Genomic DNA, 26,856 nt, shown 5'->3' with positions numbered 1-26,856 from the left:
GTCAGGCGCCGGTACCGCGAGGTCTCCGGGGACCGGAGCGTCAGTCCCGGAGGGCCGCCCGGGCGTCGGTGACGGCCTCGTCGGCCGCCCGGCGCAGCGACGCGACGTCGGGTCCCGCGCGCAGCACGCCGCGCGAGGAGGACGCGAGCACCTGGCCGCGGGCCGTGCCGAAGACGGCGGTGAGCTCGGCGGGGCCCCCGCCCTGAGCCCCGACGCCCGGGGCAAGCAGAGGGCCGTTGACCGTGGTCAGGTCGGTGCCGGTCCGCTCCGCGGCGTCGCCGACGGTGGTCCCGACGACGAGCCCGATCGACCCCATCGGGTCGGCGTCGGCGTTGAGGGCGGCGGCGTGGGCGGCCATCGCCGCGGCGACGCTCGGCCCGCTCGGCCAGCCCTCCGCCGTGAGCGTGCGCGCGTGCTGCACCTCGTGCCCCTCCTTGTTGGAGGTCAGGCACAGGACGAACAGCCCCCGACCCGACGACAGGGCGAGGTCGACCGCCGGCGCGAGCGACCCGAACCCGAGGTAGGGCGAGACCGTCAACGCGTCCCCCGCGAGCGGGGAGCCGTCACGCAGGAACGCCTCGGCGTACGCGTCCATGGTCGAACCGATGTCGCCCCGCTTGGCGTCGACGACGACGAGCGTCCCGGCCGCCTGCGCGGCCGCGATCACGTCCTCGAGGGCCGCGACCCCGCGCGAGCCGTGCCGCTCGAAGAACGCCGCCTGCGGCTTGACCGCGGCCACCCGCCCACCGACCGCCTCGACGACCCGGAGCCCGAACTCCCGCACGCCCGTGGCGTCGTCGGGCAGGCCCCAGGCGTCGAGGAGGCTCGCGTGCGGGTCGATCCCGACGCACAGCGGACCGTGGTCGTCCATGGCCGCGGCGAGCCGTGCCCCGAAGGGGGCCGTCACGCGGATGCCCCCGCCCGACGCGCGGCGCGCTCGGCCAGGTGCTCCTGCAGGCTCCCGACGGCGAACGGTCCGGCGAGCTGCGCCTCGATGCCCTGCACCGCGGCCGAGAGCTGCTGGACGGTCGTAACGATCGGCTTGTCCGCGGCGGTCGTCGCGGCTCGGATCTCGTAACCGTCGGCGCGCGCCCCTGGCCGTTCGGGGTGTTGACGACCATGTCGACCTCGCCCTCGGTGATGAGGTCGACGATCGTCGGCTCGCCGTCGGCCCCGCGGCCCTGGGAGTACTTGCGCACCACGGTGGCCGGGATCCCGCTGCGCCGCAGCACGACCGCGGTGCCCTCGGTGGCGAGCACCTCGAAGCCGAGCTCGGTCAGGCGCTTGATCGGCAGGACGATCGACCGCTTGTCACGGTCGGCCACCGAGACGAACACGCGCCCCGACTCGGGCAGCCCGCCGAACGCGGCCGACTGGGACTTCGCGAACGCCGTCGGGAAGTCCGCGTCGAAGCCCATGACCTCACCGGTCGAACGCATCTCCGGGCCGAGCACGGTGTCCACCGCCACGCCGTCGGCGGTGCGGAACCGCTTGAACGGCAGCACGGCCTCCTTGACGGCGATCGGGTCCGTGAGGTCGATCGTCGCGCCATCACGGTCGGAGGGCAGCAGCCCCTCGGCCCGCAGGTCGGCGATGGTCTCCCCCGCCATGACGCGCGCCGCGGCCTTGGCCAGCGGGACGCCCGTCGCCTTGGACACGAACGGCACGGTGCGCGAGGCGCGCGGGTTGGCCTCGAGCACGTAGAGCACGTCCGAGACGAGCGCGTACTGCACGTTCAGCAGCCCGCGGACCCCGACGCCCTTCGCGATCGCCTCGGTCGATCGACGGATCCGCTCGAGCTCGGTGGCCGAGAGCGACACGGGCGGCAGGACGCACGCCGAGTCGCCCGAGTGGATGCCGGCCTCCTCGATGTGCTCCATGACGCCGCCGAGGAACATCTCGGTGCCGTCGTAGAGCGCGTCGACGTCGATCTCCATCGCGTCGTCGAGGAAGCGGTCGATGAGCAGCGGGGCGGGCAGCGAGCCCGCGGCCTGCTCATTCGCCGCGGCGAGCGCGCGCTCGACGTAGCCGGTGAGCTGCTCGCCCGAGTACACGATCTCCATGCCGCGGCCGCCCAGGACGTACGACGGACGGACGAGCACCGGGTAGCCGATCGACTCGGCGACCTCGCGGGCGCGCTCGAGCGAACGGGCCGTGCCGAACGCGGGCGCCGGGAGGCCGGCGTCGGCGAGGACCTGGCCGAACAGGCCGCGGTCCTCGGCGGCGTCGATGGCCTCGGGGCTCGTGCCGAGGATCGGCAGGCCCGCGTCGGCGAGCTTCTGCGCGAGGCTCAGGGGCGTCTGCCCGCCGAGCTGCACGATGATGCCCTTGACCGGTCCGGCAGCGAGCTCGGACTGGTACACCTCGAGCACGTCCTCGAACGTGAGCGGCTCGAAGTAGAGGCGGTCGGACGTGTCGTAGTCCGTCGAGACGGTCTCGGGGTTGCAGTTGACCATCACGGTCTCGTACGTGTCGGCCAGGGCCAGCGTCGCGTGCACGCACGAGTAGTCGAACTCGATGCCCTGGCCGATGCGGTTCGGGCCCGAGCCGAGGATGATCACGGCCTCGCGCTCGCGGGGCTGGACCTCGGTCTCCTCGTCGTACGACGAGTAGTGGTACGGCGTCCGGGCCGCGAACTCGGCCGCGCACGTGTCGACCGTCTTGTAGACCGGGCGGACGCCGAGCGCGTACCGGACCTCGCGCACCGTGGCCTCGCCGGCCGGGCCGAGCCTGCGCAGGCGCGCGACCTGTGCGTCGGACAGGCCGTGGCGCTTGGCCTGCGCCAGCACGTCACGCGTGAGCGCCGGCGCGTCGGCGACCGCGGCCGCGACCTCGTTGATCAGCTGGATCTGGTCGAGGAACCACGGGTCGATCTTGGTGGCGTCGAAGACCTGCTCGACGGTCGCACCCGCGCGCAGCACCTGCTGGACGCCGATGATCCGGCCCTCGGTCGGGCGCGCGATCTGCTCGAGCAGCGCGTCGAGGTCGGCGCCCGAGACGGGCTCGCCGTCCCAGTGGAAGACCGAGCCCGACTTGTCGATGGACCGCATGGCCTTGCCGAGCGCCTCGGTGAAGCTGCGGCCCAGCGCCATGGCCTCGCCGACGGACTTCATGGTCGTCGTGAGGGTCGGGTCGGCGGCCGGGAACTTCTCGAACGCGAACCGCGGGACCTTGACGACGACGTAGTCGAGCGTCGGCTCGAAGCTCGCCGGCGTGACCTGCGTGATGTCGTTCGGGATCTCGTCGAGCGTGTAGCCCACGGCGAGCTTCGCGGCGATCTTCGCGATCGGGAAGCCCGTCGCCTTGGACGCGAGCGCGGACGACCGGGACACCCGCGGGTTCATCTCGATGACGATGACGCGGCCCGTGGCCGGGTCGACGGCGAACTGGATGTTGCAGCCGCCCGTGTCGACGCCGACCTCGCGGATCACGGCGATCGAGATGTCGCGGAGCTTCTGGTACTCGCGGTCCGTGAGCGTCAGCGCGGGCGCGACCGTGATCGAGTCGCCCGTGTGCACGCCGACCGGGTCGACGTTCTCGATCGAGCACACGACCACGACGTTGTCGTGCTTGTCGCGCATGAGCTCGAGCTCGTACTCCTTCCAGCCGAGGATCGACTCCTCGAGGAGCACCTCGGTGGTCGGCGAGTAGTGCAGGCCCTGCCCGACGATGCGGCGCAGGTCGTCCTCGTCGTACGCGATGCCGGAGCCGAGGCCGCCCATGGTGAACGACGGGCGGACGACTATCGGGTAGCCGAGCGTCTCGGCCGCGGCGATCGCCTCGGGGATCGTGTGGATGATCTCCGAGCGGGCGCTCTCGCCCCCGCACTTGGCGACGACGCCCTTGAACTGCTCGCGGTCCTCGCCCTTCTGGATCGCGGGGATGTTCGCGCCGATCAGCTCGACGTCGTACTTCTCGAGGACGCCCGCCTCGTGCAGCGCGATGGCCGCGTTGAGCGCCGTCTGGCCGCCGAGCGTCGGGAGGAGCGCGTCGGGGCGCTCCTTGGCGATGATCGTCGTCAGGACGTCGGTGGTGATCGGCTCGACGTAGGTCGCGTCGGCGAACTCCGGGTCCGTCATGATCGTCGCCGGGTTCGAGTTCACGAGGACGACCCGCAGGCCCTCCTCCTTCAGGACGCGGCACGCCTGGGTGCCCGAGTAGTCGAACTCGCACGCCTGCCCGATGACGATGGGACCCGAGCCGATGACGAGGACGCTCTTGATGTCGGTTCTGCGCGGCACGGGTCAGGCCTCCTGCTCGGTCGTGCTCTGGTTCATGAGGTCGAGGAAGCGGTCGAAGAGGTACGCCGCGTCGTGCGGGCCCGCCGCCGCCTCGGGGTGGTACTGCACGGAGAAGGCGGGCAGGTCGAGCGCCTGCAGGCCCTCGACCACCTGGTCGTTGAGCCCGACGTGGGACACGCGCACCCGGCCGTACCGTCCGCCGTCGTACGGGGCGGTCGACTCGCCGTCGAGCGGGGCGTCGACGGCGAAGCCGTGGTTGTGGGCCGTGACCTCGACCTTGCCGGTCGTGCGGTCCATCACGGGCTGGTTGATCCCGCGGTGCCCGTACGCGAGCTTGTACGTGCCGTAGCCGAGGGCCCGGCCGAAGATCTGGTTGCCGTAGCAGATCCCGAAGTACGGGATCCTCCGGTCCAGGACGGCGCGCAGCAGCTCGACCTCGGTCGTGGCGGCACCCGGGTCACCCGGGCCGTTGGAGAAGAACACGCCGTCGGGGTGCAGCGCCTCGATCTCGTCGATCGTCGTGGTCGCCGGGACGACGTGCACGCGCATCCCCCGCTCGGCCATCCGGTGCGGGGTCATCGACTTGATCCCGAGGTCCACCGCGACGACCGTCGCGACGGGCTCGGAGCCCGCGTGCTCGCCGAGCGGCTCGATCGTGTACGCCTCGCTCACCGACACCTCGGCCGCGAGGGCGGCGCCCTCCATCGCCGGGGCGGACCGCACCTCCTCGACGAGCTCCGCGACCGGGCGCACGCGCCCACCCCGGACGAGGTCGTCGCCCGAGAAGATCGCCGCGCGCATCACGCCGAGCTCGCGCAGGTGCCGGGTCAGCGCGCGCGTGTCGACGTCGCTGATCCCGACGACGCCCTGCGCCGCGAGCTCCTCGTCGAGCGAGCGGTCCGCACGCCAGCTCGAGTACCGGCGCGCGGGGTCGCGCACCACGTACCCGGAGACCCAGATGCGACCCGACTCGGGGTCCTCGTCGTTGACGCCGGTGTTCCCGATGTGCGGCGCCGTCATCACGACGATCTGCCGGTGGTACGAGGGGTCGGTCAGCGTCTCCTGGTACCCGGTCATGCCGGTGTTGAAGACGATCTCCCCGACCGTCGTCCCGCGGGCGCCGTACGCACGGCCCACGCTCGTGCGCCCGTCCTCGAGGACGAGCACCGCGGCGTCGGGCCCCAGGTCGGCGGGCAGCTCGGTGGGAGCCGCGGCCTGGGTGGCGGGTGCGTTCACTTCTTCTCCTCCGTCGTCTCCTGCGCGGCGTCGTCCCGCGCGCAGGCCTCCGCCGCACCCTCCTGGGGGCGCAGGGCGTTGACCGCGTCGACCAGCAGCGGCCTGTCGGCCGCGTGCCTGGTCCTCAGTCCTGTGTCGAGCGTGACCGGCCCGTCGGCGCCGGGCGCGACCAGCCGCCACGTCACCACGACGAGCCCGTCCTTGCCCACGAACTTGCCCGCCATCCCGGGCGCCGTCTTCGCCTCGACTACGTCGGCGGCCGGCACGAACACGTCCTCGGCGCCCTCGCGCTCGACGACCACGCCTCCCGCGAAGACCTGGACGGTCGCGTTCGAGCGGAAGCCGAGGTCGTGGGACGCGACCCGGTCCAGCCAGTCTCCCGCGGTCGTGCTCGACACGTACACCGCGTCCACGGGCTGGGTACGGGCCTCTCCCAGCGCCGCGTCGCCCGGTCGCGCGGGCAGGGCGGGGACGAGCGCGCGGCTACGTCGCGACCGGCCGCGCCAGCCGAACCACATGACCGCGAGCAGCGCGGCCGCGAAGACGATCCAGATCCCGACGGCGACGGGCAGGGGCAGGTTCACCGCGCACCTCCCACGGTCGCCACGTCCCGGACGGGCGCACCGTCGAGCACGGTCGGGCGCCCTCGCAGGAACGTCGCGACCACGCGGCCCGGGAGCTCGCGCCCCGCGAACGGGGTATTGGCGCTCGCGGTCTCCTGCGCGCGTCCGTCGACGACGCGGCGCGCGGCCGGGTCGACGAGCACGACGTTGGCGGGCTCGCCGACGGCGAAGGGGCGGCCCTGCGCGAGCTCGCCGGTGTCGATGCGCCCGATCCGTGCCGGGTTCGCGGACATCACGCGGGCGACGTCCGCCCAGGTGAGCCGGCCCGTGTCGACCATCGTCGCCTGGACGACGCTGAGCGCCGTCTCGAGCCCGGTCATCCCGAACGCCGCGGCGGCCCACTCGCAGTCCTTGTCCTCGCGGGCGTGCGGGGCGTGGTCGGTCGCGACGATGTCGATGGTCCCGTCGGCGAGGCCCTCGCGGACGGCGTCGACGTCGGCCTGGGTGCGCAGCGGCGGGTTGACCTTGAACGTCGGGTCGTAGCCGCGCGCCTCCTCGTCGGTGAGGACCAGGTGGTGCGGCGTGACCTCGGCGGTGACGTCGATGCCGCGCCCCTTGGCCCAGCGGATGATCTCGACGGACCCGGCCGTCGACAGGTGGCACACGTGCAGGCGCGAGCCCACGTGCTCCGCGAGGAGCACGTCGCGCGCGATGATCGCCTCCTCGGCGACCGCGGGCCAGCCCGCGAGCCCGAGCTCGGCGGACACGATCCCCTCGTTCATCTGTGCGCCCTCGGTCAGGCGCGGCTCCTGCGCGTGCTGTGCGATGACGCCGTCGAACGCCTTGACGTACTCGAGCGCGCGGCGCATCAGGACGGGATCCCACACGCACTTGCCGTCGTCGGAGAAGACCCGGACCCTCGCCGCGGACTGGGCCATCGCGCCGAGCTCGGCGAGCTGCTCCCCCGCGAGCCCGACGCTCACCGCGCCGACGGGGTGCACGTCGACCCAGCCGGCGTCGCGTCCGATCCGCCAGACCTGCTCGACGACGCCCGCCGTGTCGGCGACCGGCGTCGTGTTGGCCATCGCGTGGACGGCGGTGAAGCCGCCGACAGCGGCGGCGCGGGTGCCGGACTCGATGGTCTCGGTGTCCTCGCGGCCCGGCTCGCGCAGGTGCGTGTGCAGGTCGACGAGGCCCGGCAGGGCGACGCGGTCGGCGCCGTCGACGACGACCGCGTCCTGGGGCACCTCGGCCTCGGGGAGCTGCGGCTCGATACGGGCGATCACGCCGTCGCGCAGGAGCACGTCCGCCCGCTCGCCCCCGAGCGGCCGCACCCCGCGCAGGAGGTACGACGCGGCCTGGGTGCTGGTCGGTGCGTGGCTCATGCGTGGGCCTCCTCGGTCCGGTGTGTGGTCGTCGTCGTGGGTACACGGGCCGACTGTGGGTCGTGCTGCCCCGTGAGCAGCAGGTAGAGCACCGCCATGCGGACCGCGACGCCGTTCGCGACCTGCTCGACGATGACCGCGCGGGGCGAGTCGGCCGCCTCGGCGGAGATCTCGAGGCCGCGGTTCATCGGGCCGGGGTGCATGACGATCGTGTGCTCGGGCAGGACGGCGAGGCGCCGGGCGTCGAGCCCGTAGGCGCGCGAGTACTCGAGCGGGCTCGGGAAGAACCCGCCGCCCGCCGAGCTCATCCGCTCGCGCTGGACGCGGAGCATCATCACGGCGTCGGGCTTGCCGTCGGCGAGCGTCGCGTCGAGGTCGTAGGACACCTCGCACGGCCAGGTCTCGACGCCGACCGGCACGAGCGTCGGCGGCGCGACGAGCGTGACGTGCGCGCCGAGCGTCGTCAGGAGGGCGACGTTCGACCGCGCGACGCGCGAGTGCAGGACGTCGCCCACGATCGCGACGTGCAGGCCGTCGAGGTCGGCGCCGACACCGGACGTCGCGCCCAGGGCCGGGTCGCCCGCGAGGTGGCGGCGCAGCGTGAACGCGTCGAGCAGCGCCTGCGTGGGGTGCTGGTGCGTGCCGTCCCCCGCGTTCACGACGGCGGCGTCGAGCCACCCGGCGCGGGCGAGCAGGTGCGGCGCACCCGAGGCCTGGTGGCGGACCACGACGGCGTCGGCGCCCATGGCCTGGAGCGTGAGGGCGGTGTCCTTGAGGGACTCGCCCTTGGACACGCTCGAGCCCTTGGCGGAGAAGTTGATGACGTCGGCCGACAGGCGCTTGGCCGCCGTCTCGAAGGAGATGCGAGTGCGCGTCGAGTCCTCGAAGAAGAGGTTCACGACGGTGCGGCCGCGCAGCGTGGGCAGCTTCTTGATCTCGCGGGACTGCGTCGCGGCCATCTCGGCGGCGGTGTCGAGGACGTGCACGGCCTCGGCGCGCGTCAGGTCCGCGGCGGACAGCAGGTGCTTCATCGGTGGCCCTCCGTCGGGGTCGTCGCGGCGGGCTGGATGACGACCGCGTCCTCGCCGTCGAGCTCGGCGAGCCGGACGCGCACGCGCTCGGTGTGCGAGGTCGGCAGGTTCTTGCCGACGAAGTCCGGGCGGATGGGGAGCTCGCGGTGGCCCCGGTCGACGAGCGTCGCGAGCTGCACGGCGCGCGGGCGGCCGAGGTCGCTGATCGCGTCGAGTGCGGCACGGATGGTCCGGCCCGAGTACAGGACGTCGTCGACGAGGACCACGACCTTGCCGTCCACGCCGCCCGCGGGAAGCTGCGTGCGGCCGATCGTGCGGGTCGGGTGGTCGCGCAGGTCGTCGCGGTACATCGTGACGTCGAGCTCGCCCGCCGGTGCGATGTGATCGGAACCGGGCGCGGCACTCTCGGGATCGGTGGCGGCGATCGCGGCCAGCCGTTCGACCAGCCGGTGCGCGAGGGGACGCCCCGCGTGGGGATCCCGAGGAGCACGACGTCGCGCGTGCCCTTGTTGCGCTCGACGATCTCGTGCGCGATGCGGGTCAGTGCCCGCTGGATCTCGGTGGGACCGAGGACCACGGTGCCCGTGGTCGGCACGGCGGACGCGCTCGCGCCGTCATGCATCAGGTCATGACTCATGAAGACCTCCTTCCCCGCCTCCCGGACGGGTGTTAAAGGAACGTCGGTGGGTATTCAGGTGAAGGGCGCCTGCGCCCCGGTCAGTCTACCGGAGGGCGCGCACGATCCCGCCCGGCCGCGCCCCGGTGGCCGTGAGGCTCGTCACGGACCCTCAGGCCCTCGACGGGTCGATCGCCGCCTGCAGGACCTGGGCGAGCACGGGGTGCTTCACCTCGGGCGGGAGCGCCTCGAGGGTCGCCATGACGACGGCGAGGTCGTCGGGCAGCCCCTCGGCCAGGACGCGCTGGGCGAGGGCGGGGTCGGGCGCGGCCAGCGGCAGCCCGCGCACCTCGTCGGCGCCCGCACGCAAGGCCTCGACGAGCTCGTCCGCGACACGCTCGGTCACGGGCGTGACGGTGAGGTGCGCCGTTCGCGGCAGCCGCGTGCCGTCGTCCTGCGTCAGGGCGGGCTGGGCCTGGAGCAGGAACCCGTGCCGCCGCACGGCGTCCACGAGCAAGAAGGGGTCCACCCGCCGGTCCGCCGGCACGGCGTCGTCCGTGGCGAGCGCGACGAGCGGCCCGTCCGGCCGCCCGACGACGCCCAGCCCCTCGATCTGCTCGCCCGCCTCGACCAGAGCCCGGGTCGCGCGCCGGGTGCGGGCGACGAGCCGCGCGAGCCCCGCGGTGCCGAGCGCGCGCGTGATCGCCCACGCGGCCGCCAGGGGCCCGGCCGCCCGGGAACCCAGCACGGTCGGGTTGACGACCGGGTAGCCCGGCCACGCCGACGTCACGAAGTACTGCGCGAGGTGACGCTCCTGGCCCCGGTAGAGGACGACCGAGGCGCCCTTGGGCGCGTAGCCGTACTTGTGCAGGTCCGCGGACAGCGACGTCACGCCCGGCACCGCGAAGTCCCAGTCGGGGGCGTCCGCTCCCCGCGCCGTCCCACCACGGCAGCACCCAGCCGCCCAGGCACGCGTCCACGTGGCACGGGACGCCGCGCTCCGCGGCGCCCGCCGCCACCTCGGCCACGGGGTCGAGGACCCCGAACGGGTACGACGGCGCGCTCACGACGACCAGGGCGGTCCGGTCGTCGACCTCGGCCAGCAGGCGCGCCGGGTCCACCGTGCCGGTTGCCGGGTCGACCGGCACGTTCACCAGGTCAAGGTCCAGGTAGGCGGCGGCCTTGTGGAACGCGGGGTGCGCCGTCGTCGGAGCGACCAGGCGAGCCCGGGCGCCCGCCCGCGCCGGGTCGGCTGCGCGCCACAGGTCGCGCGCGGACTTCGCCGCGAGCAGGCACGACTCCGTCCCGCCGGACGTCACCGAGCCCACCACGTCGTCGTCGCCGTGCAGGACGTCGCGCGCGAGGGCGACCAGGTCGCGCTCCAGGGTCGCGACCGACCGGAACGTCGTCGGGTCGAGCCCGTTCACGGGCAGGAACAGGCGCACCGCCTCGGCCGCGAGCTCGTCGAGGGCCGCGTCGCCCGGGTCGTAGACGTACGACAGCACCCGGCCGCCGTGCGTCGGCGGGTCCTCGGCGCGTAGCCGCTGGAGCTCGGCGAGAGCCTCGGACGCCGCGCCGGCGTCGACGACGGACGGAGCGGACGACGAAGGGTCGCTCATGCGTGCTCCTGATCGGTGGGAGCGTCGACCACCGCGGCCGACAGCGGGTAGCGGGACAACGGCACCAGGCTCAGCAGCGTGAGCGCCGCAGGCAGCACCGTGAACGCGAGCACCACCCCGAGCCGGGCGCTCGCGGGCTGCGCGACGGCCTCGGTCGCGGTGTGCGAGACGAAGCCGGTGACGGCGAGGATGCCGAGGACGAGCGTCGGGCCGAGCGCGAGACCGGCGGTCTCCCCGCGGTCCAGACGCCGCTGAGGACGCCGGCCCGCTCGGCACCCCGCTCGCGCGCGTCGACGGCGACGACGTCGGGCAGCATGGCCAGCGGGTAGAGCTGCATGCCGGCGTACGCGACGCCGGCGAGGGCGACGGGCCCGTAGACCCACGGACCGGGCACCCAGTGCATCGGCAGCAGGGCCAGGGCGGCCGCGGCGAACAGCACGGTCGCCCCGACGAGCGCGCGGCGCTTGCCGACCCTGCCGGCGACCCGCGTCGCGAGCGGCATGACGAGCAGTGCGGGGCCGACCAGCGCGGCGAACAGGAACGTCACGTCGTTCTCGTCCCCGAGCGTGTACGTCGCGACGTACTGCGCGCCGGCGAGCATCCCGCCGGTCGCCAGCGCCTGCAGCACGAACATGCCGACGAGCCGCCGTAACGCCGCCACCTCGCGTACCGCAGCGACCCCGGTCCGGAGGTGCGACGCGACGTGGCGGACGCGACCCGGAGAGGAAGGGGTGGCGGGTCGTGGTGGGGCCGGCACGGGCCGCCAGGCCCGCGGTAGACCCGCCGTCCCTTCCTCGGAGGGTCGCGGGAGCCTCGCCTGACGTAGCGGCGCACCCCACCATGCGCCCAGCATCCCCAGCCCGAGCACGACGCCGCACACGATGCCCATCAGGAGGTACCCGGGGCGACCGCCGCCCGCGGCGTCGCGCAGGGCGGGACCGCCGGCGCCGAACGCGAGGATCGCGACGGCGAGCACGGCGATGCGCGGTGCGACGAGGCGGGTGCGGGTCGCGTAGTCGGGCGCGATCTCGGCGGGCAGCGCGATGTAGGGGACCTGGAACACGGAGTAGGCGGTGGCGGCGAGCAGGAACGTGACGACGACCCACCAGGCCGCGCCCCCGCCGGTCAGCGTGCCCGGCACCGCGAACACGGCCGCGAAGAGGAACGGGAGCGTGAGGGCACCGGTGAGCAGGAAGGGGCGGCGTGTCCCGCGCCGCGCGGCGGACGTGTCCGACGCCGCCCCGATCGCGGGCGCGAGAAGCACGTCCCAGACCTTGGGGACGGTCACGACGAGGCTCGCCAGTCCGGCCGCGACGCCGAGCGTGTCGGTCAGGTAGTACGCGAGCACCAGCCCGGGCAAGGTCCCGAAGCCCCCGGTGCCGACCGAGCCGGACGCGTACCCGACGACGGCGCGGCGGGGCAGGACAGGGACCACGGGAGGGTCGTCCGTCCGAGGGGGCTGCGGTGACGTCGTCGGCACACGGAGCATGATGCCCGACGGCGGCGCGAGGGCGAAAACGCCGGAGCCCCGGACGCCACGTGGGCGCCCGGGGCTCCGGGACGGTGCTGGGTCGTCAGGCCCGCAGGGTCGGGCCGAGCTCGGCGACCCGGGCCAGCAGCCCGTTGACGAACGACGGGGACTCGTCGGTCGACAGCGACGTCGCGAGCGACACGGCCTCGTCGAGCGCGACGCCGTCGGGGACGTCGTCGTTGTAGAGGATCTCCCACACGCCGACCCTGAGGATCGCGCGGTCCACGACGGGCATCCGCTCGATCGTCCAGCCGTGCGAGTAGGTCGCGAGGACCTCGTCGATGCGCTCGCGGTGCTCGTCCACGCCCTCGACGATCTCGACCGCGTACTGGGGCAGGGACGCCTGCGTGCCCGGCTCGGAGACCCGCTCCGAGAGCATGGTGACCGGCGCGATCCCGCGCTGGTCCGCCTCGTAGAGGACGTCGACCGCGCGCTTGCGTGCCTTGCTGCGCGCTGCCACGTCAGTCGTTCACACGGCCGAGGTACGACCCGTCGCGGGTGTCCACCTTGACCTTCGTGCCGGCCTCGAGGAAGAGCGGGACCTGGATGGTCGCGCCGGTCTCGAGGGTCGCGGGCTTGGTGCCGCCCGTCGAGCGGTCGCCCTGCAGGCCCGGCTCGGTGTACGTGACCTCGAGGACCACGGAGGCGGGAAGCTCGACGAAGAGCGGCGCGCCGTCGTGCGTGGCGACGATCGCGTTCTGGTTCTCGAGCATGTAGTCCGACGCACCGCCGACCGTGGCGGCCGCGACCGGGAGCTGGTCGTAGGTGACGGTGTCCATGAAGATGAAGTCGTCGCCGTCGCGGTACAGGTACTGCATGTCGCGCTTGTCGACGTTCGCCGTCTCGATCTTGGTGCCGGCGTTGAACGTCCGGTCGACCACCTTGCCCGACAGCACGTTCTTGAGCTTCGTGCGGACGAACGCGCCGCCCTTGCCGGGCTTGACGTGCTGGAACTCGATGACGGTCCAGAGCTGGCCGTCCAGGTTGAGCACGGTGCCGTTCTTGATGTCGTTGGTGGTCGCCACGTTCTGCTTCCTGAGTCGGGGGAGGGCCGCTGCGGGCCATCGGGTCTGAGGTCGGGTGCGAACCCGAGAAAAGCCCAGGCAATCCTACCTGACGAGCCCGTTCAGCCACAGACCGAGCAGCCCGGCGGCGCCCGCCCACGCGAGCGAGGCGAGGGTGCCGATGACGAACCGCTCGGAGACCCCCGGGTTGTCGCGGATCTCGGGGTAGCGCCCGAGGCCCTTGACGGCGACGACCACCGCGACCCCTGCGGGGAACCCGGCGAGCAGGCAGCCGGTCACGGCGAGCCGTTCGAGGATGCCGATCCACGTGCCGCCCCGGAGGACGGCGGCGGCGTCGGGCGCCTCCGGCGAGGGCCCGGCGTCGGCGCTCGCTGCCTCGCCTGCCGACGTGCGGCCCGCGGCCCGCAGCACAGCGGGGACGACGACGAGACCACCGAGCACGCTCACCGCGAGCAGCCCCACGGAGATCCCGGCGACAGCGAGGACCTGGCCCGCGCTCACTGGAGGACCATCCTTTCTGCGGCCTTCATGGGTAGGGTCGTGACCACTCGGTCCCGGTGGGTGCACGGCCATCTGCGCGAGCCGCTCGACGGCGAGCATGAGTTCTGCCGGCCCCGCCGGGCCGAGGTCAGCCGATCGGCGTCAGGAACATGCCCCGTAGAGGGCCGAGCAGTGAGCTCCCGGCGGCCGGCCTTGACCGGGTGGTGCTCCTCCACGAGCCAAGGAGTACGCACGTGCACGTCGGTTGGGACTGGGGCAACACCGTCCACGCGATCAGCGTGATCGCCGATGACGGTCACGAGATCGCGGGCTGGACGTGCCCTCACACCGAGGAAGGCCTGACCCAGACCCTGACCCGGCTGGCGAGCTTCGACCGGTCCGGGGATCTCCCGGTCGCGATCGAGACGACCCGGGGACTGGTCGTGGACCGGCTCCTGGCCGCCGGGCACCCGGTCGTGCCGATCCACCCGAACGCGTTCAACGCCGCCCGCCCACGCTGGGGCGCGGCCAGGGCCAAGAACGACCCCGGCGACGCCTACAAGCTCGCCGACTACCTGCGCACCGACGGCCACCGGCTGCGTGTGTTGCACCCGACCGAGCAGGCCACCCTCGACCTGCAGGCCCTGGTCCGTGCCCGCGCCGATCAGGTCGCCACCCGGGTCGCGGCGACCAACCAGCTCGCCGCGCTGCTGGCCGAGCACCACCCCGGCGCCACCGTGCTGTTCTCGCGCCTGGACTCCGAGATCGCGCTCACGTTCGTGGACCGATACCCGACCCCGACCCAGGCCGCCGGCCTGGCCCCGGCCAAGATGCGTGACTGGCTGGCCCGTCAGCACTACAGCGGCAGGACCGCCCCCGCCACGCTCGTGGGACGCCTGCGCGCCGCGGCCCGGCCCGCGTCCCGGCTGACCGACGACATCGTGACCGTGATCGTGCGCACCCAGGTCGCCCTCGTGCGCGCGATCAAGACCGCGATCGCCGTCCTCGACGCCCAGATCGCCGCGGCCGTGGCCACCCACCCCTGGGCGCCGCTGCTGGCGGCCCTGCCCCGCGTGGGCACGATCAGCCTGGGCCAGATCATCGGCGAGATCGGCCCCGTCCTCGAACGCGCGACCAGTGCCGACCACGCCGCGGCCGAGACCGGCGTCGTGCCCGTGACCCGAGCCTCGGGCAAGTCCCACGTCGTCGCGTTCCGCTACGCCACCAACACCCGAGCCCGACAAGCCCTGACCTTCTGGGCCGACAACTCCCGTCATGCCAGTGACTGGGCCCAGACCATCTACGCCCAGGCCCGCCAGGCCGGGAAACGACACGCCCACGCCGTGCGCATCCTCGCCCGCGCCTGGCTGCGCGTGATCTACGCCTGCTGGCGCGACGGCGTGTGCTACGACCCCACCACCCACGCCAAAACCCGACAAACCCACGACCTGGCCGCCTAGAGGTTGACTCAGGGAACTCATGCGCTCACGCCTCTGCCGCGCACGTCAGCCTCCTCGAGCAGCCGTGCCGCGAGCGGGCGCGCCGCGGCTTCTTCGGGCCACATGCTAGCCCGCACCCGCTGGCTGACGGCCTGCGCCGACACGCCCAGCCGGGCCGCGGCGGCACGCTGGCTGAGACCGGCCGCCAGGAGGTCGACGACCTCCCAGCCGGCGTCTGTCCGACGCGCGGCGACGCTCGCGAGGAGCTGCAGCACGGCCTCGGCGTCGGCGGCCCGCTCGGCCGCGGGTCCGCCGTCGGCCCCGACGACGGCGACCGGGAGCTCGCCCGCACGCCGCTTGGCACGCTCGACGGCCTCGCGGGCCCGCACGAACGCGGCGCCGGAGCCCTCACGCGTACTCGTGGGCAGCGGCTCGTCGACCGGGCCGACGCCGACCCCCACGCTCCACTCCCCCAGCCGTGCGACCCGCAGGACGACGTCGAGGACCGTCGCTGCGTCGTCGAGCCCGCCCTGGACCTCGTCGCCGACCGTGCGGTCGAACGCGAGCACGACGCCCGGGTCACCGGCGCCCGGCAGCGCGCCGAGCAGCTCCGGGACCCGGTCGCCACGGCGGCGGCTGGCACGTTGGTCGATCGTCAGGACCCACATAAGGCAAGGCTATGCTCTTGATTCTCAAGAATCAAGGTTCCTGGCTTGACTTGCCGAGATCCAGTCTCACGCCTTGGCGGCGACCGCCCGCAACGCCAGCCGGTACGAGTCGAACCCGAAGCCGGCGACCGTACCCGTCGCCACCGGACCGATCACCGACGTGTGCCGGAACTCCTCGCGCGCCATCGGGTTCGAGATGTGCACCTCGACCAGCACCAGGCCCGCCTTCGTGACCATCGCCGCCGCGTCCCGCAACGAGTACGAGTAGTGCGTGAACGCCGCCGGGTTCAGCACCACGTGCGCGCCCGAGTCCACCGCCTCGTACAGCCAGTGCACCAGCTCGGCCTCGTCGTCCGTCTGGCGGACCTCGGCGTCCACGCCCAGCTCCCCCGACCACCGCGCCACCGAGTCCCGCAGGTCGGCCAGGCTCAGCGCCCCGTACACGTCGGGCTCCCTGACCCCCAGCCGACCGAGGTTCGGACCGTTCAGCACCAGCACACGCGTCATGTGCCCGAGCGTATCGGGCCGATAGCATGCGCACGTGCCCGCACGCAGCGCCGCCCGGACCCCGCGCCCCTCGCCCGACGACGCGAGCGGCGCGCCCGCACCACGCCACCTCCGCCGCCAGATCACCGCCTGGTCGCTGTGGGACTGGGGCGGAGCCGCGTTCAACGCCGTCGTCACCACCTTCGTCTTCACCCCTGGCTCACGAGCGACACGTTCGTCGAGCAGGGCGCCGACACCGACGCCGTCACCGCCCAGCACTCCGCCTGGCTCGGCTGGGGCCTCACCGTCGCCGGCGTCCTCATCGCCGTCCTCGCCCCCGCTCTCGGGGCGCTCGCCGACCGGTCGGGGCGCCGCAAGCTGTGGCTCGGTGCCAACTCGGCCGTCGTCCTCGTGACGATGCTCGCGCTCTGGTTCGTCGAGCCCGTGCCCGGGCACCTGTCGCGCGCCGTCGTCCTCGGCGTCGTCCTGCTCTCGGTCGGGAACGTGTTCTACGAGCTCGCGGGCGTTGCCTACAACGCGCTGCTCCTGCAGATCTCGACGCCCCGCACCATCGGCCGGATCAGCGGCATCGGGTGGGGTGCCGGGTACGTCGGCGGGATCGTCCTGCTGCTGATCCTGTTCGTCGGGTTCATCAACCCCGACGTCGGGTGGTTCGGCGTGACCGACGACCACGGCCTCGACTTCCGCGTGTCCATGGTGATCGCCGCACTCTGGTTCGGGATCTTCGCGATCCCCGTGCTCGTCGTCGTGCAGGAGCGCCGGAAGCCGCCGTTCACCGGCGAGGTGACCGAGCCGGCCGCCGCGGAGACCGCCGTGAGCGGTCACGCGGCACGCAGGGTGCGCGGCCTCGGCGCCGTCGCCGCCGCGTACCGGCAGCTGTTCCGCGACCTCGCCCGACTCTGGCGCACGAGCCGCTCCACGCTCGGCTTCCTCGTCGCGAGCGCGGTCTTCCGGGACGGCCTCGCCGGCGTCTTCACGTTCGGCGCCGTGATCGCGTCGGGGACGTTCGGGTTCAGCTCGAGCGAGGTCATCGTCTTCGCGATCGCCGCGAACGTCGTCGCGGGGATCTGCACCATCAGCGCCGGCTGGCTCGACGACCGGATCGGGCCGCGGCGGGTCGTGATCGGGTCGCTCGTCGGGCTCGTGGTCGCCGGGACCGCTGTGTTCGTCCTGCACGACGGCGGCCAGACGCCGTTCTGGATCTTCGGGCTCCTGCTGTCCGCGTTCGTCGGGCCGGCGCAGTCCGCGAGCCGGGCGCTGCTGGGGCGCCTCGCCGAGCCGGGCCGTGAGACCGAGATCTTCGGGCTCTACGCCACGACCGGGCGCGCCGCGAGCTTCCTCGCGCCGTTCGCGTTCTCGACGCTCGTGTCGCTGACGGGCCACCAGTACTGGGGCATCCTCGGCATCGTCGCCGTCCTGCTGCTCGGGCTCGTCCTGCTCCTGCTCGTGCGCTTCCCGAGCGGCCACGGGATCGGGGGCCGGCGGGACGTCGACTCCGTCGAGGCGACCGGATGAGCGGCGCACCGGCCTGGCGGTCCGACGACGAGCTCGGCGACGCCTTCCAGGTCGCCACGCTCCCGGCTTCGGGCGCCGGTGGTGCGCGGAGCCACGGCGGTGCCGTGCCCCCGCGCGTCACCCTCGTGCGCGCGGCCGCCGGGCGCCTCGGGGGCGAGCACGGGGGCCGGCCGCGCGCCGTCGCCCTGCACGTGCACGGGTACAACGACTACTTCTTCCAGCGCCACCTCGCGGAGACCTTCACGGGTGCCGGCTACGCGTTCGTGGCCGTCGACCTGCGCCGCGCGGGCCGGTCCTGGCGTCCTGGGGAAGTCCCGCACTACGTCGACGACCTCCACGAGCACGCCGCCGACCTCGCGCTCGCCGCGGCCGCCGCGCGCGCCATGCACCCCGGCGTCCCGCTGGTCGTCCACGCCCACTCCACGGGCGGTCTCACCGCGTCGCTCTGGGCCCACTCCGCGCGCCGCGGCGAGGACGGGCCCGACCTGCTCGTCCTCGACAGCCCGTTCCTCGACCTGCGGTCGAGCTGGTTCAACCGGACCGTCGGCACGCGCGTGCTGGACGTCGTCGGGCCTTACGCACCCCTGCGCGCCATGACGAGCGCGCCGTCGGTCTACGCGACGCGCCAGCACGCGAGCAACGGCGGACGGTGGGAGTTCGACCGGGCCCTGAAGCGGCCCGAGGGGCTGCCCGTGAGGGCGGGCTGGCTGCGCGCAGTGCGGCGCGGTCAGGCGCGCGTCGAGCAGGGGCTCGAGATCGTTGCACCCGTCCTCGTCGCACGGTCGGCGCGCTCCGGGCCCGACCGTGAGGACAACCCGGACCTCGACCGCGAGGACACCGTGCTCGACGTCCGCTCGATCGCGCGGCTCGGACCCCGCCTGGGGCGCGACATGACGGAGCTCGTCGTCGACGGCGGCGTGCACGACCTCACGCTGTCGGCCGACGGGCCACGCGGCGTCTACCTCGACGGAGTCCTCGCCTGGCTCGACGCGCGGCTCGAGGCGGACCGATGAGCGCGACGCCGTATCTCGACGCACCGTTCGTCGCGCTCGCCCACCGCGGGTTCTCGCTCGACGGGCTCGAGAACTCGCTGCGCGCGTTCGAAGCAGCCCGCGAGCTCGGCTTCCGGTACGTCGAGACGGACGCCCACGGAACGTCCGACGGCGTCGCCGTCGCGCTGCACGACGCGACGCTCGACCGGACCACCGACGCGCGCGGCGTCGTCGCGGAGCTGCCCTGGGACGTCGTCCGGCGGGCCCGGATCGGCGGGGCCGAACCCGTGCCGCGGCTCGACGACCTGCTCGGCACCTGGTCCGACCTGCGGGTCAACATCGACGTCAAGGGTGAGTCCGGGGTGCGACCCGTCGCCGAGGCCATCGAGCGGACGCACGCGCACGACCGCGTCTGCGTCACGTCGTTCTCGGTCGCCCGACGACGCGCGACCGTCGCCCGCCTGAGCCGTCCCGTCGCGACGTCGGCCGGGCAGGGCGAGGTGGTCCGGTTCCTGCTGGGGGCCCGCGTGCGGTCGGCGTCCGGGGTGGCCCGCGCCCTGCGCGACGTCGACTGCCTCCAGGTCCCTGTGGCTCAGGGTCCGGTGCACGTCGTCGACGCGCGGACCCTCGCCGCCGCGCACCGGGCGGGACGGCAGGTCCACGTGTGGACGGTCGACGACCCCGCCGAGATGCGGCGGCTGCTCGACCTGGGCGTCGACGGGATCGTCACGAACCGCGCCGACCTGCTCCGTGAGGTCCTCGCCGAGCGGGGCCTCACCCCTGACCCGCACTCCGCGGGGGTCAGAGGGAGATCGTGCGCGACGACGGCGCGTCGGCCGAGATCTCCGCGTACGCCGCCTGGAGCAGCGCGGGGTCCGGGCCCTCGAGCCGTGTGGGGCGGGCGACGTCGTCGAGCACGACGAACCGCAGCAGGTCGCCGCGGGTCTTCTTGTCGCGACGCATCGCGGTGAGGAGCTGGTCCCAGCGGTCCCCGCGGTACGTGATCGGGAGCCCGAGCGACGACAGGATGGCGCGGTGCCGGTCGACGACGTCGTCGTCGAGCTTGCCCGCGAGCCGCGAGAGCTCTGCTGCGAACACCATGCCGACCGAGACCGCGGCACCGTGCCGCCAGCCGTACCGCTCGGCCAGCTCGACCGCATGCCCGAGGGTGTGGCCGTAGTTGAGGATCTCGCGGAGGCCGGCCTCCTTGAGGTCCTCCCCCACGACGGCGGCCTTCACGGCGACCGAGCGCTGGACGAGCTCGGCGACGACAGCGCGGAGCTCAGCGGACGGCTCGCCTCCGGTCGCCTCCCACGAGCCCCAGTCGCGCAGCTCGGCGGCGTGCGCCTCGACGAGCTCGAGGATCCGGGGGTCCGCGATGAACCCGGTCTTCACGACCTCGGCGAGGCCGGCGACGAACTCGAAGCGCGGCAGCGACTCGAGGGTCGCGAGGTCGGCGAGGACACCGGCGGGCGGGTAGAACGCCCCGACGAGGTTCTTGCCCTCGGCCGTGTTGATCCCGGTCTTCCCGCCGACGGCCGCGTCGACCATCGCGAGCAGCGTCGTCGGCACGTGCACGACGCGGATCCCGCGGAGCCAGGTCGCGGCGACGAACCCGGCGAGGTCGGTCGTGGCTCCCCCGCCGACGCCGACGATCGCGTCCGAGCGCGTGAAGTCCGCCTGGCCGAGCACACCCCAGAGGAAGGCGGCGACCTGCGCGGACTTGGCCTCCTCGGCGTCGGGCACCTCGGCGAGGAACGCCTGGTACCCGCCCGCCTCCAGGTCGTCACGGACGACCTCGGCGGACGCGGCGAGGGACGGCTGGTGCACGACGAGCACCCGGCGCACCTCCGCCCCGAGCAGGCGCGGCAGCTCACCGAGCAGGTGCCGGCCGACGAGCACGTCGTACGGCGCGTCCCCTCGCACGGTCACGACCTCGGGCGCCGGGCCCGACGGGTCCACGGGCGACTCGCTCACGCGTCCTCCTCCGTCCCGGGCGCGGCGTCGTACCGCGCCCGCTCGATGTGCCGGGCGATCTCCTCGACGACCCGACGGGGCCCCGCCGCATCCGTGGTGAGGCGCAGCGTGGCGACCGCCTCGTAGAGGGGCCGGCGCGCCGTCATCAGCGTGTCCCAGCGGGTCATGGCGTCGCCCGCGAGCAGCGGGCGGCTCGTGTCGCCACGCAGACGACGGGCGGCGTGCGCACGGCTCACGTCGAGGAACACGACGACGCCGCCTGCAGCAGCGTACGCGGCCAGCCGGTCCCGCGTGTCCGGGTCGAGCACCGCGCCCCCGCCGAGCGAGAGGACGCCAGGATGCCCTGTCAGCGCCGCGGCGACCGCATCCCGTTCGAGCTCGCGGAACGCCGGTTCGCCCTGCTCGGCGAAGATCGTGGCGACGCTGACGCCGGCCACCGCCTCGACGTCCGAGTCCGTGTCCCGGCCCTCGACCCCGAGGTGCCGGGCGAGGTGCCGCATCACGGTCGACTTGCCGCTCGCGGGCGGCCCGACGAGCACCGCGACGGGTCGGGGTGTCATCCCGCGGCTCAGCGGAGCAGCTCGGGGACGGCTGCGAGGTACGCCTGCGCGTTCCGCCGCACCTCGGCCACGGAGTCGCCGCCGAACTTCTCGAGCGCGGTCTGCGCGAGCACGAGCGCGACCTCGGCTTCGGCGACGACCGCCGCCGGGGGCACGGCACAGACGTCGGAGCGCTGGTGCTGCGCGGTCGCGGCCTCACCCGTCACGACGTCGACGGTCGCGAGCGCGCGCGGCACGGTCGAGATCGGCTTCATCGCGCCGCGCACACGCACGACCTCGCCGTTGCTCATGCCACCCTCGACGCCGCCGGCCCGGTTCGACGACCGCTGGATGTGGCCGTCCTCGCCGCGGACGATCTCGTCGTGCGCCTGCGACCCGCGACGGTGCGCGGTGCGGAAGCCGTCGCCGACCTCGACGCCCTTGAACGCCTGGATGCCCATGATCGCTCCGGCGAGGCGGGCGTCGAGCCGCCGGTCCGACGACACGTACGACCCGATCCCCGACGGCACGCCGTACGCGAGCACCTCGACGACGCCGCCGAGCGTGTCGCCGTCCTTCTTGGCCTCGTCGATCTCGGCCACCATCGCCGCCGACGCCGCCGGGTCGAAGCAGCGCACCGGGTCCGCGTCGAGCGTGGCGACGTCGTCGGGCGTGGGCAGCGCCGCGTCGTCGGGCACGTCGACCGAGCCGATGGACACGACGTGCGACACGAGCCGCACGCCGAGCGCCTGCTCGAGGAACGCCGCAGCGGCACGCCCCAGCACGACGCGGGTCGCGGTCTCGCGCGCCGACGCCCGCTCGAGCACCGGGCGCGCGTCCTCGAAGCCATACTTGCGCATCCCGACGAGGTCCGCGTGCCCGGGGCGGGGGCGGGTGAGTGGGCGGTTGCGTGCGATCTCGCGCTCGTCGCCGGTCCCGGCGTCGACCAGCAACGCCTCGGGCGGCACCGGGTCGGCCGCCATCACGTCGACCCACTTGGGCCACTCGGTGTTGCCGATCTGGATCGCGAGCGGCCCACCCTGAGTGAGCCCGTGCCGCAGTCCGCCGAGCACGGTGAGCTCGTCCTGCTCGAACTTCTGCCGTGATCCGCGCCCGTACCCGAGTCGTCGGCGTGCGAGGGCTGCCCGCAGGTCGTCGGAGACGAGCTCGACCCCGGCCGGCAGGCCCTCGATGATCCCGACGAGCGCCGGGCCGTGCGACTCACCTGCGGTCAACCAACGGAGCATGGCCCCGATTCTTCCATGCACCCGCGAGGCGGACGGTCGCCGTCCGGTGTCCGGACGGCCTGTGGACAGGCGCGATACGCCGCGCCGCGTCTCGCTACAGTGCCGCCGTGCCGACGACGAAGCCCACCCCCGCGCCCGACCTCGCCGACGCTCCGCTCACCGGGGCGGCGGTGGTGCGCTCACCACGGCACCTGGCCGCGGCTGTGCGGCGGGAGGTCGGACCGGTCCGTGCTCCTGCGGCGGTGGTGACGGCCGTCGCGGTCGTGCTCGTCGGGCTCGCCGTCGGTGCCGCGATGGCCGCGCGCCACGACCCGACGGTGGGTGGAGTGGCCCGTCTCGTCGTCGCGGCGACGCCCGCCCTCGTCGTGCTGGCCGTCGTCGCGGGGCCCCTGTGCGTCATCGACGCGCGCAGCCACCGTCTGCCCGACGCCCTGACCTACCCGGGCGTGCTGCTCGTCGCCGTGGCGCTCGGCCTGGCGGCGCTCGTCACGGCAGACGGGGCGTCCGCGCTGCGGACCGTCGTCGGCGCCGCCGTCGCGGCCGGCTTCCACGCCGTGCTCGCTCGCCTCGGCGGCCTCGGGCGTGGCGACGTGAAGCTCGCGTGGCTCGTCGGCCTGCCCCTGGCCTGGGCCGGGTGGGGCGTCCTCGCGACCGGTGTGCTGCTGGCGTTCCTGCTCGGCGGGCTCTGGTCGGTCGCGCTGCTCGTCGCGCGTCGAGCGCACCGCAAGACGGCCGTCGCGTTCGGTCCGTTCATGCTCGCGGGCGCGCTGTTCGCGATCGTCCTGGCGCCCCTGGCCGCACCGGCCGTCACCGCGTGAGACCACCGCGAGCGGCGTCGGTCACTTGTCCTTGGCGTGCGCGGTCTGCCAGACGTGGAGCTCCGCGAGCATGTCGGTGTGGTCCTGCCAGGTGGTGCCGAACTTCGTCTCGCCGGTGTCGAGGTCGACCGTCATCCAGTAGATCCACGGACCCGGTGCGGGGTTCAGGACCGCCTTGATCGACGCCTGTCCCGGGTTGGCGATCGGGCCCGGTGGCAGCCCTGCGTGCTCGTAGGTCGAGTACGGGTTCTTCGGGTCGTGGTTCTGCGCCTGGGTGGGCGGTACGGTCGGCGTCCCGAGCCCGTAGGCGGTCGTCGAGTCGGTCTCGAGCCGGCCCGCGTTCGGGCCGTCCGGGTTGTCGAGACGGTTCTGGATCGCCCGCGCGACCTTGGGCCGGTCCTTGTCCCGCGAGACCTCACGCTCGACGATCGAGGCCTTGATCAGCACCTCCTCCTGCTGGGAGGACGGCACCTTCAGCGTCTTCAGCTCCGCCTTGGTCTTGGCGATCATCTGACTCAGGATGTCCGTCGCGTCCACGTCCGGGTCGAACGAGTACGTGGCCGGATACAACCAGCCCTCGTAGTTCCCCTTCGCCGCCGCCGGCAGACCCGTCGCCTTCGTGTTCTTCTTCGCCTTCGCGAACTCCGAGGCCGGGATCCCCGTCACCCCGCTGGCACGCGAGACGATCTGCTCGACCGTGTACCCCTCAGGCACCGTCACCTGATACTCCACACGCCCCGTGTTCGCCGCGAGCATCGCGACCGCCTCGGACGCCTTCATCTCCTTGCGCAGCGTGTACACACCCGGCTGGATCCCCGCAGCGTTCGGGTTCGCGCCGTACGCCTCCGTGAACGCCTTCACACTCTTGACCACGCCCGCGTCCAGCAGCGTGCGCCCGATCGCGGTCCCCGTATCGCCCGGGTTGACCGTGACCTGCACCGGCCCCGTCCCCTGCCCCTCGTAGTCCGCGGCCTTCGCCGAGAACGAGCCGAACGACAACCCCGGCAGCACGTGCTCGTACACATACCAACCCGCCCCGCCCACCACGACGAGAGCAAGAAACAACACCACGATCCGACGACGACGACGCCGACGACGCGCAGCCGCCGACGCCTTCTGACGGCGCCGCTGAGCGGTGCGAGAGGGGACGGGCGCGGGGCCGGTCGTCGTCGGCGGAGGTGCCGAGAACAGGTCCGTCATGCCGTCCGAGATCCTCCTGGTCGTCCTCTCGATGACCAGGGACGACGCTCGGCGCCGCAGCGGTCGGGTAGATCATACCCACGGCGACGGATCGGAACCGGGAGCCCGGCCGCCCACGCCCGGCCCGGTGGGTGCGGCCGGAGTCAGCGAGAGCCGAGCGCGCCGGTCAGGGCGGCGTCCATGGCCGCCAGGGGCGCGGCCTGCCCGGTCATGAGGCGGACCTGCTCGGCGGCCTGGTGGAGCAGCATCCGCTCGCCGCCGACCGTGTCGCCTCCCGCCTGGCGCCACGCCGCAGCGAGCGCGGTGGGCCGAGGGTCGTAGGCGACGTCGAGCAGCAGTCCCTCGACGAGGCCGGCGAGCTCGGCCGCGAGGCCGTCGGCCGCGTGGGGCGGGAGGGTCGAGACCACGACGTCGTGCCCGGGAAGCTGGCGCGCTGCGTCGTCGAGGACCACGAAGCGTGGGCGCACCTCGAGCCGCTCGGCGACGTCTGCGAGGTCCGCCGTCCGCGCGAGCGAGCGCGCGTACACGACCGGTTCGGCGCACCCCAGCTCCCGCAGCGCCGCCAGGGTCGAGGCCGCCGTCGCCCCTGCGCCGAGCACGGCGGCGGAGCCCAGGACCGGTGGGGCGAAGGGTGTGGCGCGACCCGTGCGATCGTCCGACTCGGTCACGAGCCCCTCGCGCAACGCGACGACCAGCCCGTGCACGTCCGTGTTCGAGCCGTGCCGCCCCTCGCCGTCGAGCACGACGGTGTTGACCGCCCGCACCTGGAGCGCGAGCGGCGTGACGTCGTCGAGCAGCTCGATGACCGCCTGCTTGAGCGGCATCGTGAGGCTGAGGCCCGCCCACGTCTCGTCGAGCCCGTCCAGGAACGCCGGCAGTGCGCCCTCGGTGACGTCCTCGGCCGAGTAGGACCAGTCGTCCAGACCCATCGCCGCGTAGGCGGCGCGGTGCAGGACCGGCGAGAGGGAGTGCGCGACCGGGTGGCCGAGCACGGCCGCGCGAGACGAACGAGTCACTGGTGAGGGCCTACTTCGAGTCCTGGGGGTGCTTCGCCAGCCAGGACTGGAACTCCTTCTTGTAGTCCCCGAACTGCTGGTAGCTGTCCGTGAACTTGGTCTCCCCGGTGTCGAGATTCACCGTGACGTAGAAGACCCAGTTGCCCGGCGTAGGATTCATGACGGCCTTGATCGCCTTCTCGCCCGGGCTGCCGATCGGCCCCGGGGGCAGGCCGGCATGCTTGTAGGTGTTGTAGGCGTTGCTCGGGTCCTTCTGGTCGGCGGAGCTGATCGTCAGGCCCGAGCGTCCGAGCCCGTAGGCGACCGTCGCGTCGATCTGGAGCAGTCCGCCGGTCGGGCCGTTCGGCGCCAGGCGGTTGTCGATCACGCGGGCGACCTTGCCGAAGTCCGAGTCCCGGCTCGCCTCGCGTTCGACGATCGAGGCCTTGATCAGCACCTCCTCCTGCTCGGAGGACGGCACCTTCAGCGTCTTCAGCTCCGCCTTGGTCTTGGCGATCATCTGACTCAGGATGTCCGTCGCGTCCACGTCCGGGTCGAACGAGTACGTGGCCGGATACAACCAGCCCTCGTAGTTCCCCTTCGCCGCCGCCGGCAGACCCGTCGCCTTCGTGTTCTTCTTCGCCTTCGCGAACTCCGAGGCCGGGATCCCCGTCACCCCGCTGGCACGCGAGACGATCTGCTCGACCGTGTACCCCTCAGGCACCGTCACCTGATACTCCACACGCCCCGTGTTCGCCGCGAGCATCGCGACCGCCTCGGACGCCTTCATCTCCTTGCGCAGCGTGTACACACCCGGCTGGATCCCCGCAGCGTTCGGGTTCGCGCCGTACGCCTCCGTGAACGCCTTCACACTCTTGACCACGCCCGCGTCCAGCAGCGTGCGCCCGATCGCGGTCCCCGTATCGCCCGGGTTGACCGTGACCTGCACCGGCCCCGTCCCCTGCCCCTCGTAGTCCGCGGCCTTCGCCGAGAACGAGCCGAACGACAACCCCGGCAGCACGTGCTCGTACACATACCAACCCGCCCCGCCCACCACGACGAGAGCAAGAAACAACACCACGATCCGACGACGACGACGCCGACGACGCGCAGCCGCCGACGCCTTCTGACGGCGCCGCTGAGCGGTGCGAGAGGGGACGGGCGCGGGGCCGGTCGTCGTCGGCGGAGGTGCCGAGAACAGGTCCGTCATGCCGTCCTACCTCTTTCCCGTC

General features: G+C 73.4%; 22 protein-coding genes and 5 pseudogenes. 5 read left to right on the top strand and 22 right to left on the bottom strand.

All coding sequences use genetic code 11. The features are described 5' to 3' along the window. Nucleotides 1-40: 40 nt before the first annotated feature. The 14 genes and pseudogenes from pyrF to QQK45_RS17620 form a co-directional block, all read right to left on the bottom strand. Complete coding sequence (gene pyrF, locus QQK45_RS17680) at nucleotides 41-871, bottom strand: orotidine-5'-phosphate decarboxylase (RefSeq protein ID WP_284295096.1); 831 nt, start codon at nucleotides 869-871, stop codon at nucleotides 41-43. Nucleotides 872-903: 32 nt separating this feature from the next. Further along, a pseudogene (carB, locus tag QQK45_RS17675) lies at nucleotides 904-4,241 on the bottom strand (carbamoyl-phosphate synthase large subunit). A 3-nt stretch (nucleotides 4,242-4,244) separates the two neighbouring features. Next, nucleotides 4,245-5,438, bottom strand: a complete 1,194-nt coding sequence (carA, locus tag QQK45_RS17670; RefSeq protein ID WP_431310350.1) for a glutamine-hydrolyzing carbamoyl-phosphate synthase small subunit — start codon at nucleotides 5,436-5,438, stop codon at nucleotides 4,245-4,247. Between the two features lie 35 nt (nucleotides 5,439-5,473). Further along, nucleotides 5,474-6,061: a PH-like domain-containing protein gene (locus tag QQK45_RS17665; protein ID WP_284294366.1), complete on the bottom strand. Its 588-nt coding sequence runs from the start codon at nucleotides 6,059-6,061 to the stop codon at nucleotides 5,474-5,476. Further along, nucleotides 6,058-7,425: a dihydroorotase gene (locus QQK45_RS17660; protein WP_284294365.1), complete on the bottom strand. Its 1,368-nt coding sequence runs from the start codon at nucleotides 7,423-7,425 to the stop codon at nucleotides 6,058-6,060. Before QQK45_RS17660 ends, QQK45_RS17665 begins: the two co-directional genes overlap by 4 nt. After that, nucleotides 7,422-8,456 carry an aspartate carbamoyltransferase catalytic subunit gene (locus QQK45_RS17655; protein ID WP_284294364.1) on the bottom strand — a complete coding sequence of 345 codons (1,035 nt, stop codon included), beginning with the start codon at nucleotides 8,454-8,456 and terminating at the stop codon, nucleotides 7,422-7,424. Before QQK45_RS17655 ends, QQK45_RS17660 begins: the two co-directional genes overlap by 4 nt. Beyond that, nucleotides 8,453-9,078 (bottom strand): annotated as a pseudogene (gene pyrR / locus QQK45_RS17650) (bifunctional pyr operon transcriptional regulator/uracil phosphoribosyltransferase PyrR). The gene QQK45_RS17655 and the pseudogene pyrR overlap by 4 nt, the downstream one beginning before the upstream one ends. Before the next feature lie 166 nt (nucleotides 9,079-9,244). Then, nucleotides 9,245-9,964 (bottom strand): hypothetical protein, encoded by a 720-nt coding sequence (locus QQK45_RS17645; RefSeq protein WP_284294363.1) that lies wholly within the window; start codon nucleotides 9,962-9,964, stop codon nucleotides 9,245-9,247. Nucleotides 9,965-10,088: 124 nt separating this feature from the next. Next, nucleotides 10,089-10,691 (bottom strand): annotated as a pseudogene (locus QQK45_RS17640) (aspartate aminotransferase family protein); the annotation flags it as partial. Continuing rightward, nucleotides 10,688-11,074, bottom strand: a complete 387-nt coding sequence (locus QQK45_RS23425) for an MFS transporter (RefSeq protein ID WP_431310349.1) — start codon at nucleotides 11,072-11,074, stop codon at nucleotides 10,688-10,690. The gene QQK45_RS23425 and the pseudogene QQK45_RS17640, both read right to left, overlap by 4 nt. Next, nucleotides 10,987-12,180, bottom strand: a pseudogene (locus QQK45_RS17635) (MFS transporter); the annotation flags it as partial. The pseudogene QQK45_RS17635 and the gene QQK45_RS23425, both read right to left, overlap by 88 nt. An 85-nt stretch (nucleotides 12,181-12,265) precedes the next feature. Next, a complete protein-coding gene (nusB, locus tag QQK45_RS17630) occupies nucleotides 12,266-12,682 on the bottom strand; it encodes a transcription antitermination factor NusB (RefSeq protein WP_284294361.1) in 417 nt (138 codons plus the stop codon). Between the two features lies 1 nt (nucleotide 12,683). Beyond that, the gene (gene efp, locus QQK45_RS17625; RefSeq protein WP_284294360.1) at nucleotides 12,684-13,247 is read right to left on the bottom strand and encodes an elongation factor P; all 564 of its coding nucleotides are present in this window, start codon (nucleotides 13,245-13,247) and stop codon (nucleotides 12,684-12,686) included. A gap of 84 nt (nucleotides 13,248-13,331) precedes the next feature. Next, nucleotides 13,332-13,748 (bottom strand): hypothetical protein, encoded by a 417-nt coding sequence (locus tag QQK45_RS17620; protein ID WP_284294359.1) that lies wholly within the window; start codon nucleotides 13,746-13,748, stop codon nucleotides 13,332-13,334. 233 nt (nucleotides 13,749-13,981) lie between these two features. Here QQK45_RS17620 and QQK45_RS17615 point away from each other — a divergent pair, with 233 nt between their 5' ends. Then, nucleotides 13,982-15,187 carry an IS110 family RNA-guided transposase gene (locus QQK45_RS17615; protein WP_284293213.1) on the top strand — a complete coding sequence of 402 codons (1,206 nt, stop codon included), beginning with the start codon at nucleotides 13,982-13,984 and terminating at the stop codon, nucleotides 15,185-15,187. A 17-nt stretch (nucleotides 15,188-15,204) separates the two neighbouring features. On the opposite strand, the gene QQK45_RS17610 is transcribed toward QQK45_RS17615, so the two are convergent. Both QQK45_RS17610 and QQK45_RS17605 read right to left on the bottom strand, forming a co-directional pair. Further along, nucleotides 15,205-15,834 (bottom strand): hypothetical protein, encoded by a 630-nt coding sequence (locus QQK45_RS17610; RefSeq protein ID WP_284294358.1) that lies wholly within the window; start codon nucleotides 15,832-15,834, stop codon nucleotides 15,205-15,207. 66 nt (nucleotides 15,835-15,900) lie between these two features. After that, on the bottom strand, nucleotides 15,901-16,341 hold the full coding sequence (locus QQK45_RS17605; protein WP_284294357.1) for a type II 3-dehydroquinate dehydratase: 441 nt from the start codon (nucleotides 16,339-16,341) through the stop codon (nucleotides 15,901-15,903). Nucleotides 16,342-16,479: 138 nt separating this feature from the next. Between QQK45_RS17605 and QQK45_RS17600 the strand changes: the two genes are divergently transcribed. The 3 genes and pseudogenes from QQK45_RS17600 to QQK45_RS17590 all read left to right on the top strand — a co-directional run. Continuing rightward, a complete protein-coding gene (locus QQK45_RS17600; RefSeq protein ID WP_348525276.1) occupies nucleotides 16,480-17,856 on the top strand; it encodes an MFS transporter in 1,377 nt (458 codons plus the stop codon). Beyond that, complete coding sequence (locus QQK45_RS17595) at nucleotides 17,853-18,869, top strand: serine aminopeptidase domain-containing protein (RefSeq protein ID WP_284294356.1); 1,017 nt, start codon at nucleotides 17,853-17,855, stop codon at nucleotides 18,867-18,869. Before QQK45_RS17600 ends, QQK45_RS17595 begins: the two co-directional genes overlap by 4 nt. After that, nucleotides 18,866-19,609 (top strand): annotated as a pseudogene (locus tag QQK45_RS17590) (glycerophosphodiester phosphodiesterase family protein); the annotation flags it as partial. The gene QQK45_RS17595 and the pseudogene QQK45_RS17590, both read left to right, overlap by 4 nt. Nucleotides 19,610-19,649: 40 nt before the next feature. Here the strand turns inward: QQK45_RS17590 and aroB are convergent. The 3 genes from aroB to aroC are packed head-to-tail and all read right to left on the bottom strand — an operon-like array spanning nucleotide 19,650 to nucleotide 22,611. After that, nucleotides 19,650-20,825 carry a 3-dehydroquinate synthase gene (gene aroB, locus QQK45_RS17585; RefSeq protein ID WP_284294355.1) on the bottom strand — a complete coding sequence of 392 codons (1,176 nt, stop codon included), beginning with the start codon at nucleotides 20,823-20,825 and terminating at the stop codon, nucleotides 19,650-19,652. Beyond that, entirely contained in the window at nucleotides 20,822-21,385 is a 564-nt protein-coding gene (locus tag QQK45_RS17580; RefSeq protein WP_284294353.1) for a shikimate kinase, read from the bottom strand. Before QQK45_RS17580 ends, aroB begins: the two co-directional genes overlap by 4 nt. An 8-nt stretch (nucleotides 21,386-21,393) precedes the next feature. Further along, complete coding sequence (aroC, locus tag QQK45_RS17575; protein ID WP_284294352.1) at nucleotides 21,394-22,611, bottom strand: chorismate synthase; 1,218 nt, start codon at nucleotides 22,609-22,611, stop codon at nucleotides 21,394-21,396. 107 nt (nucleotides 22,612-22,718) lie between these two features. On the opposite strand from aroC, the gene QQK45_RS17570 reads away from it, so the two are divergent. Further along, nucleotides 22,719-23,429: a prepilin peptidase gene (locus QQK45_RS17570; RefSeq protein WP_284294351.1), complete on the top strand. Its 711-nt coding sequence runs from the start codon at nucleotides 22,719-22,721 to the stop codon at nucleotides 23,427-23,429. 21 nt (nucleotides 23,430-23,450) lie between these two features. Here the strand turns inward: QQK45_RS17570 and mltG (QQK45_RS17565) are convergent, their stop codons facing one another. The 3 genes from mltG (QQK45_RS17565) to mltG (QQK45_RS17555) all read right to left on the bottom strand — a co-directional run bounded on the left by mltG (QQK45_RS17565) (nucleotide 23,451) and on the right by mltG (QQK45_RS17555) (nucleotide 26,834). After that, nucleotides 23,451-24,629 carry an endolytic transglycosylase MltG gene (gene mltG / locus QQK45_RS17565; protein WP_284294350.1) on the bottom strand — a complete coding sequence of 393 codons (1,179 nt, stop codon included), beginning with the start codon at nucleotides 24,627-24,629 and terminating at the stop codon, nucleotides 23,451-23,453. 143 nt (nucleotides 24,630-24,772) lie between these two features. Continuing rightward, nucleotides 24,773-25,645, bottom strand: coding sequence for a shikimate dehydrogenase (locus QQK45_RS17560; RefSeq protein WP_284294349.1), 873 nt, complete (start codon nucleotides 25,643-25,645; stop codon nucleotides 24,773-24,775). 10 nt (nucleotides 25,646-25,655) lie between these two features. Next, nucleotides 25,656-26,834, bottom strand: a complete 1,179-nt coding sequence (mltG, locus tag QQK45_RS17555) for an endolytic transglycosylase MltG (RefSeq protein WP_284294348.1) — start codon at nucleotides 26,832-26,834, stop codon at nucleotides 25,656-25,658. Nucleotides 26,835-26,856: the final 22 nt, after the last annotated feature.

Origin of the sequence: Luteimicrobium album, from assembly GCF_030161555.1 — a bacterium.
In the GTDB taxonomy this organism is placed as follows: Bacteria; Actinomycetota; Actinomycetes; order Actinomycetales; family Cellulomonadaceae; genus Luteimicrobium; species Luteimicrobium album.
This window is presented reverse-complemented; position numbering and strand designations above follow the sequence as displayed.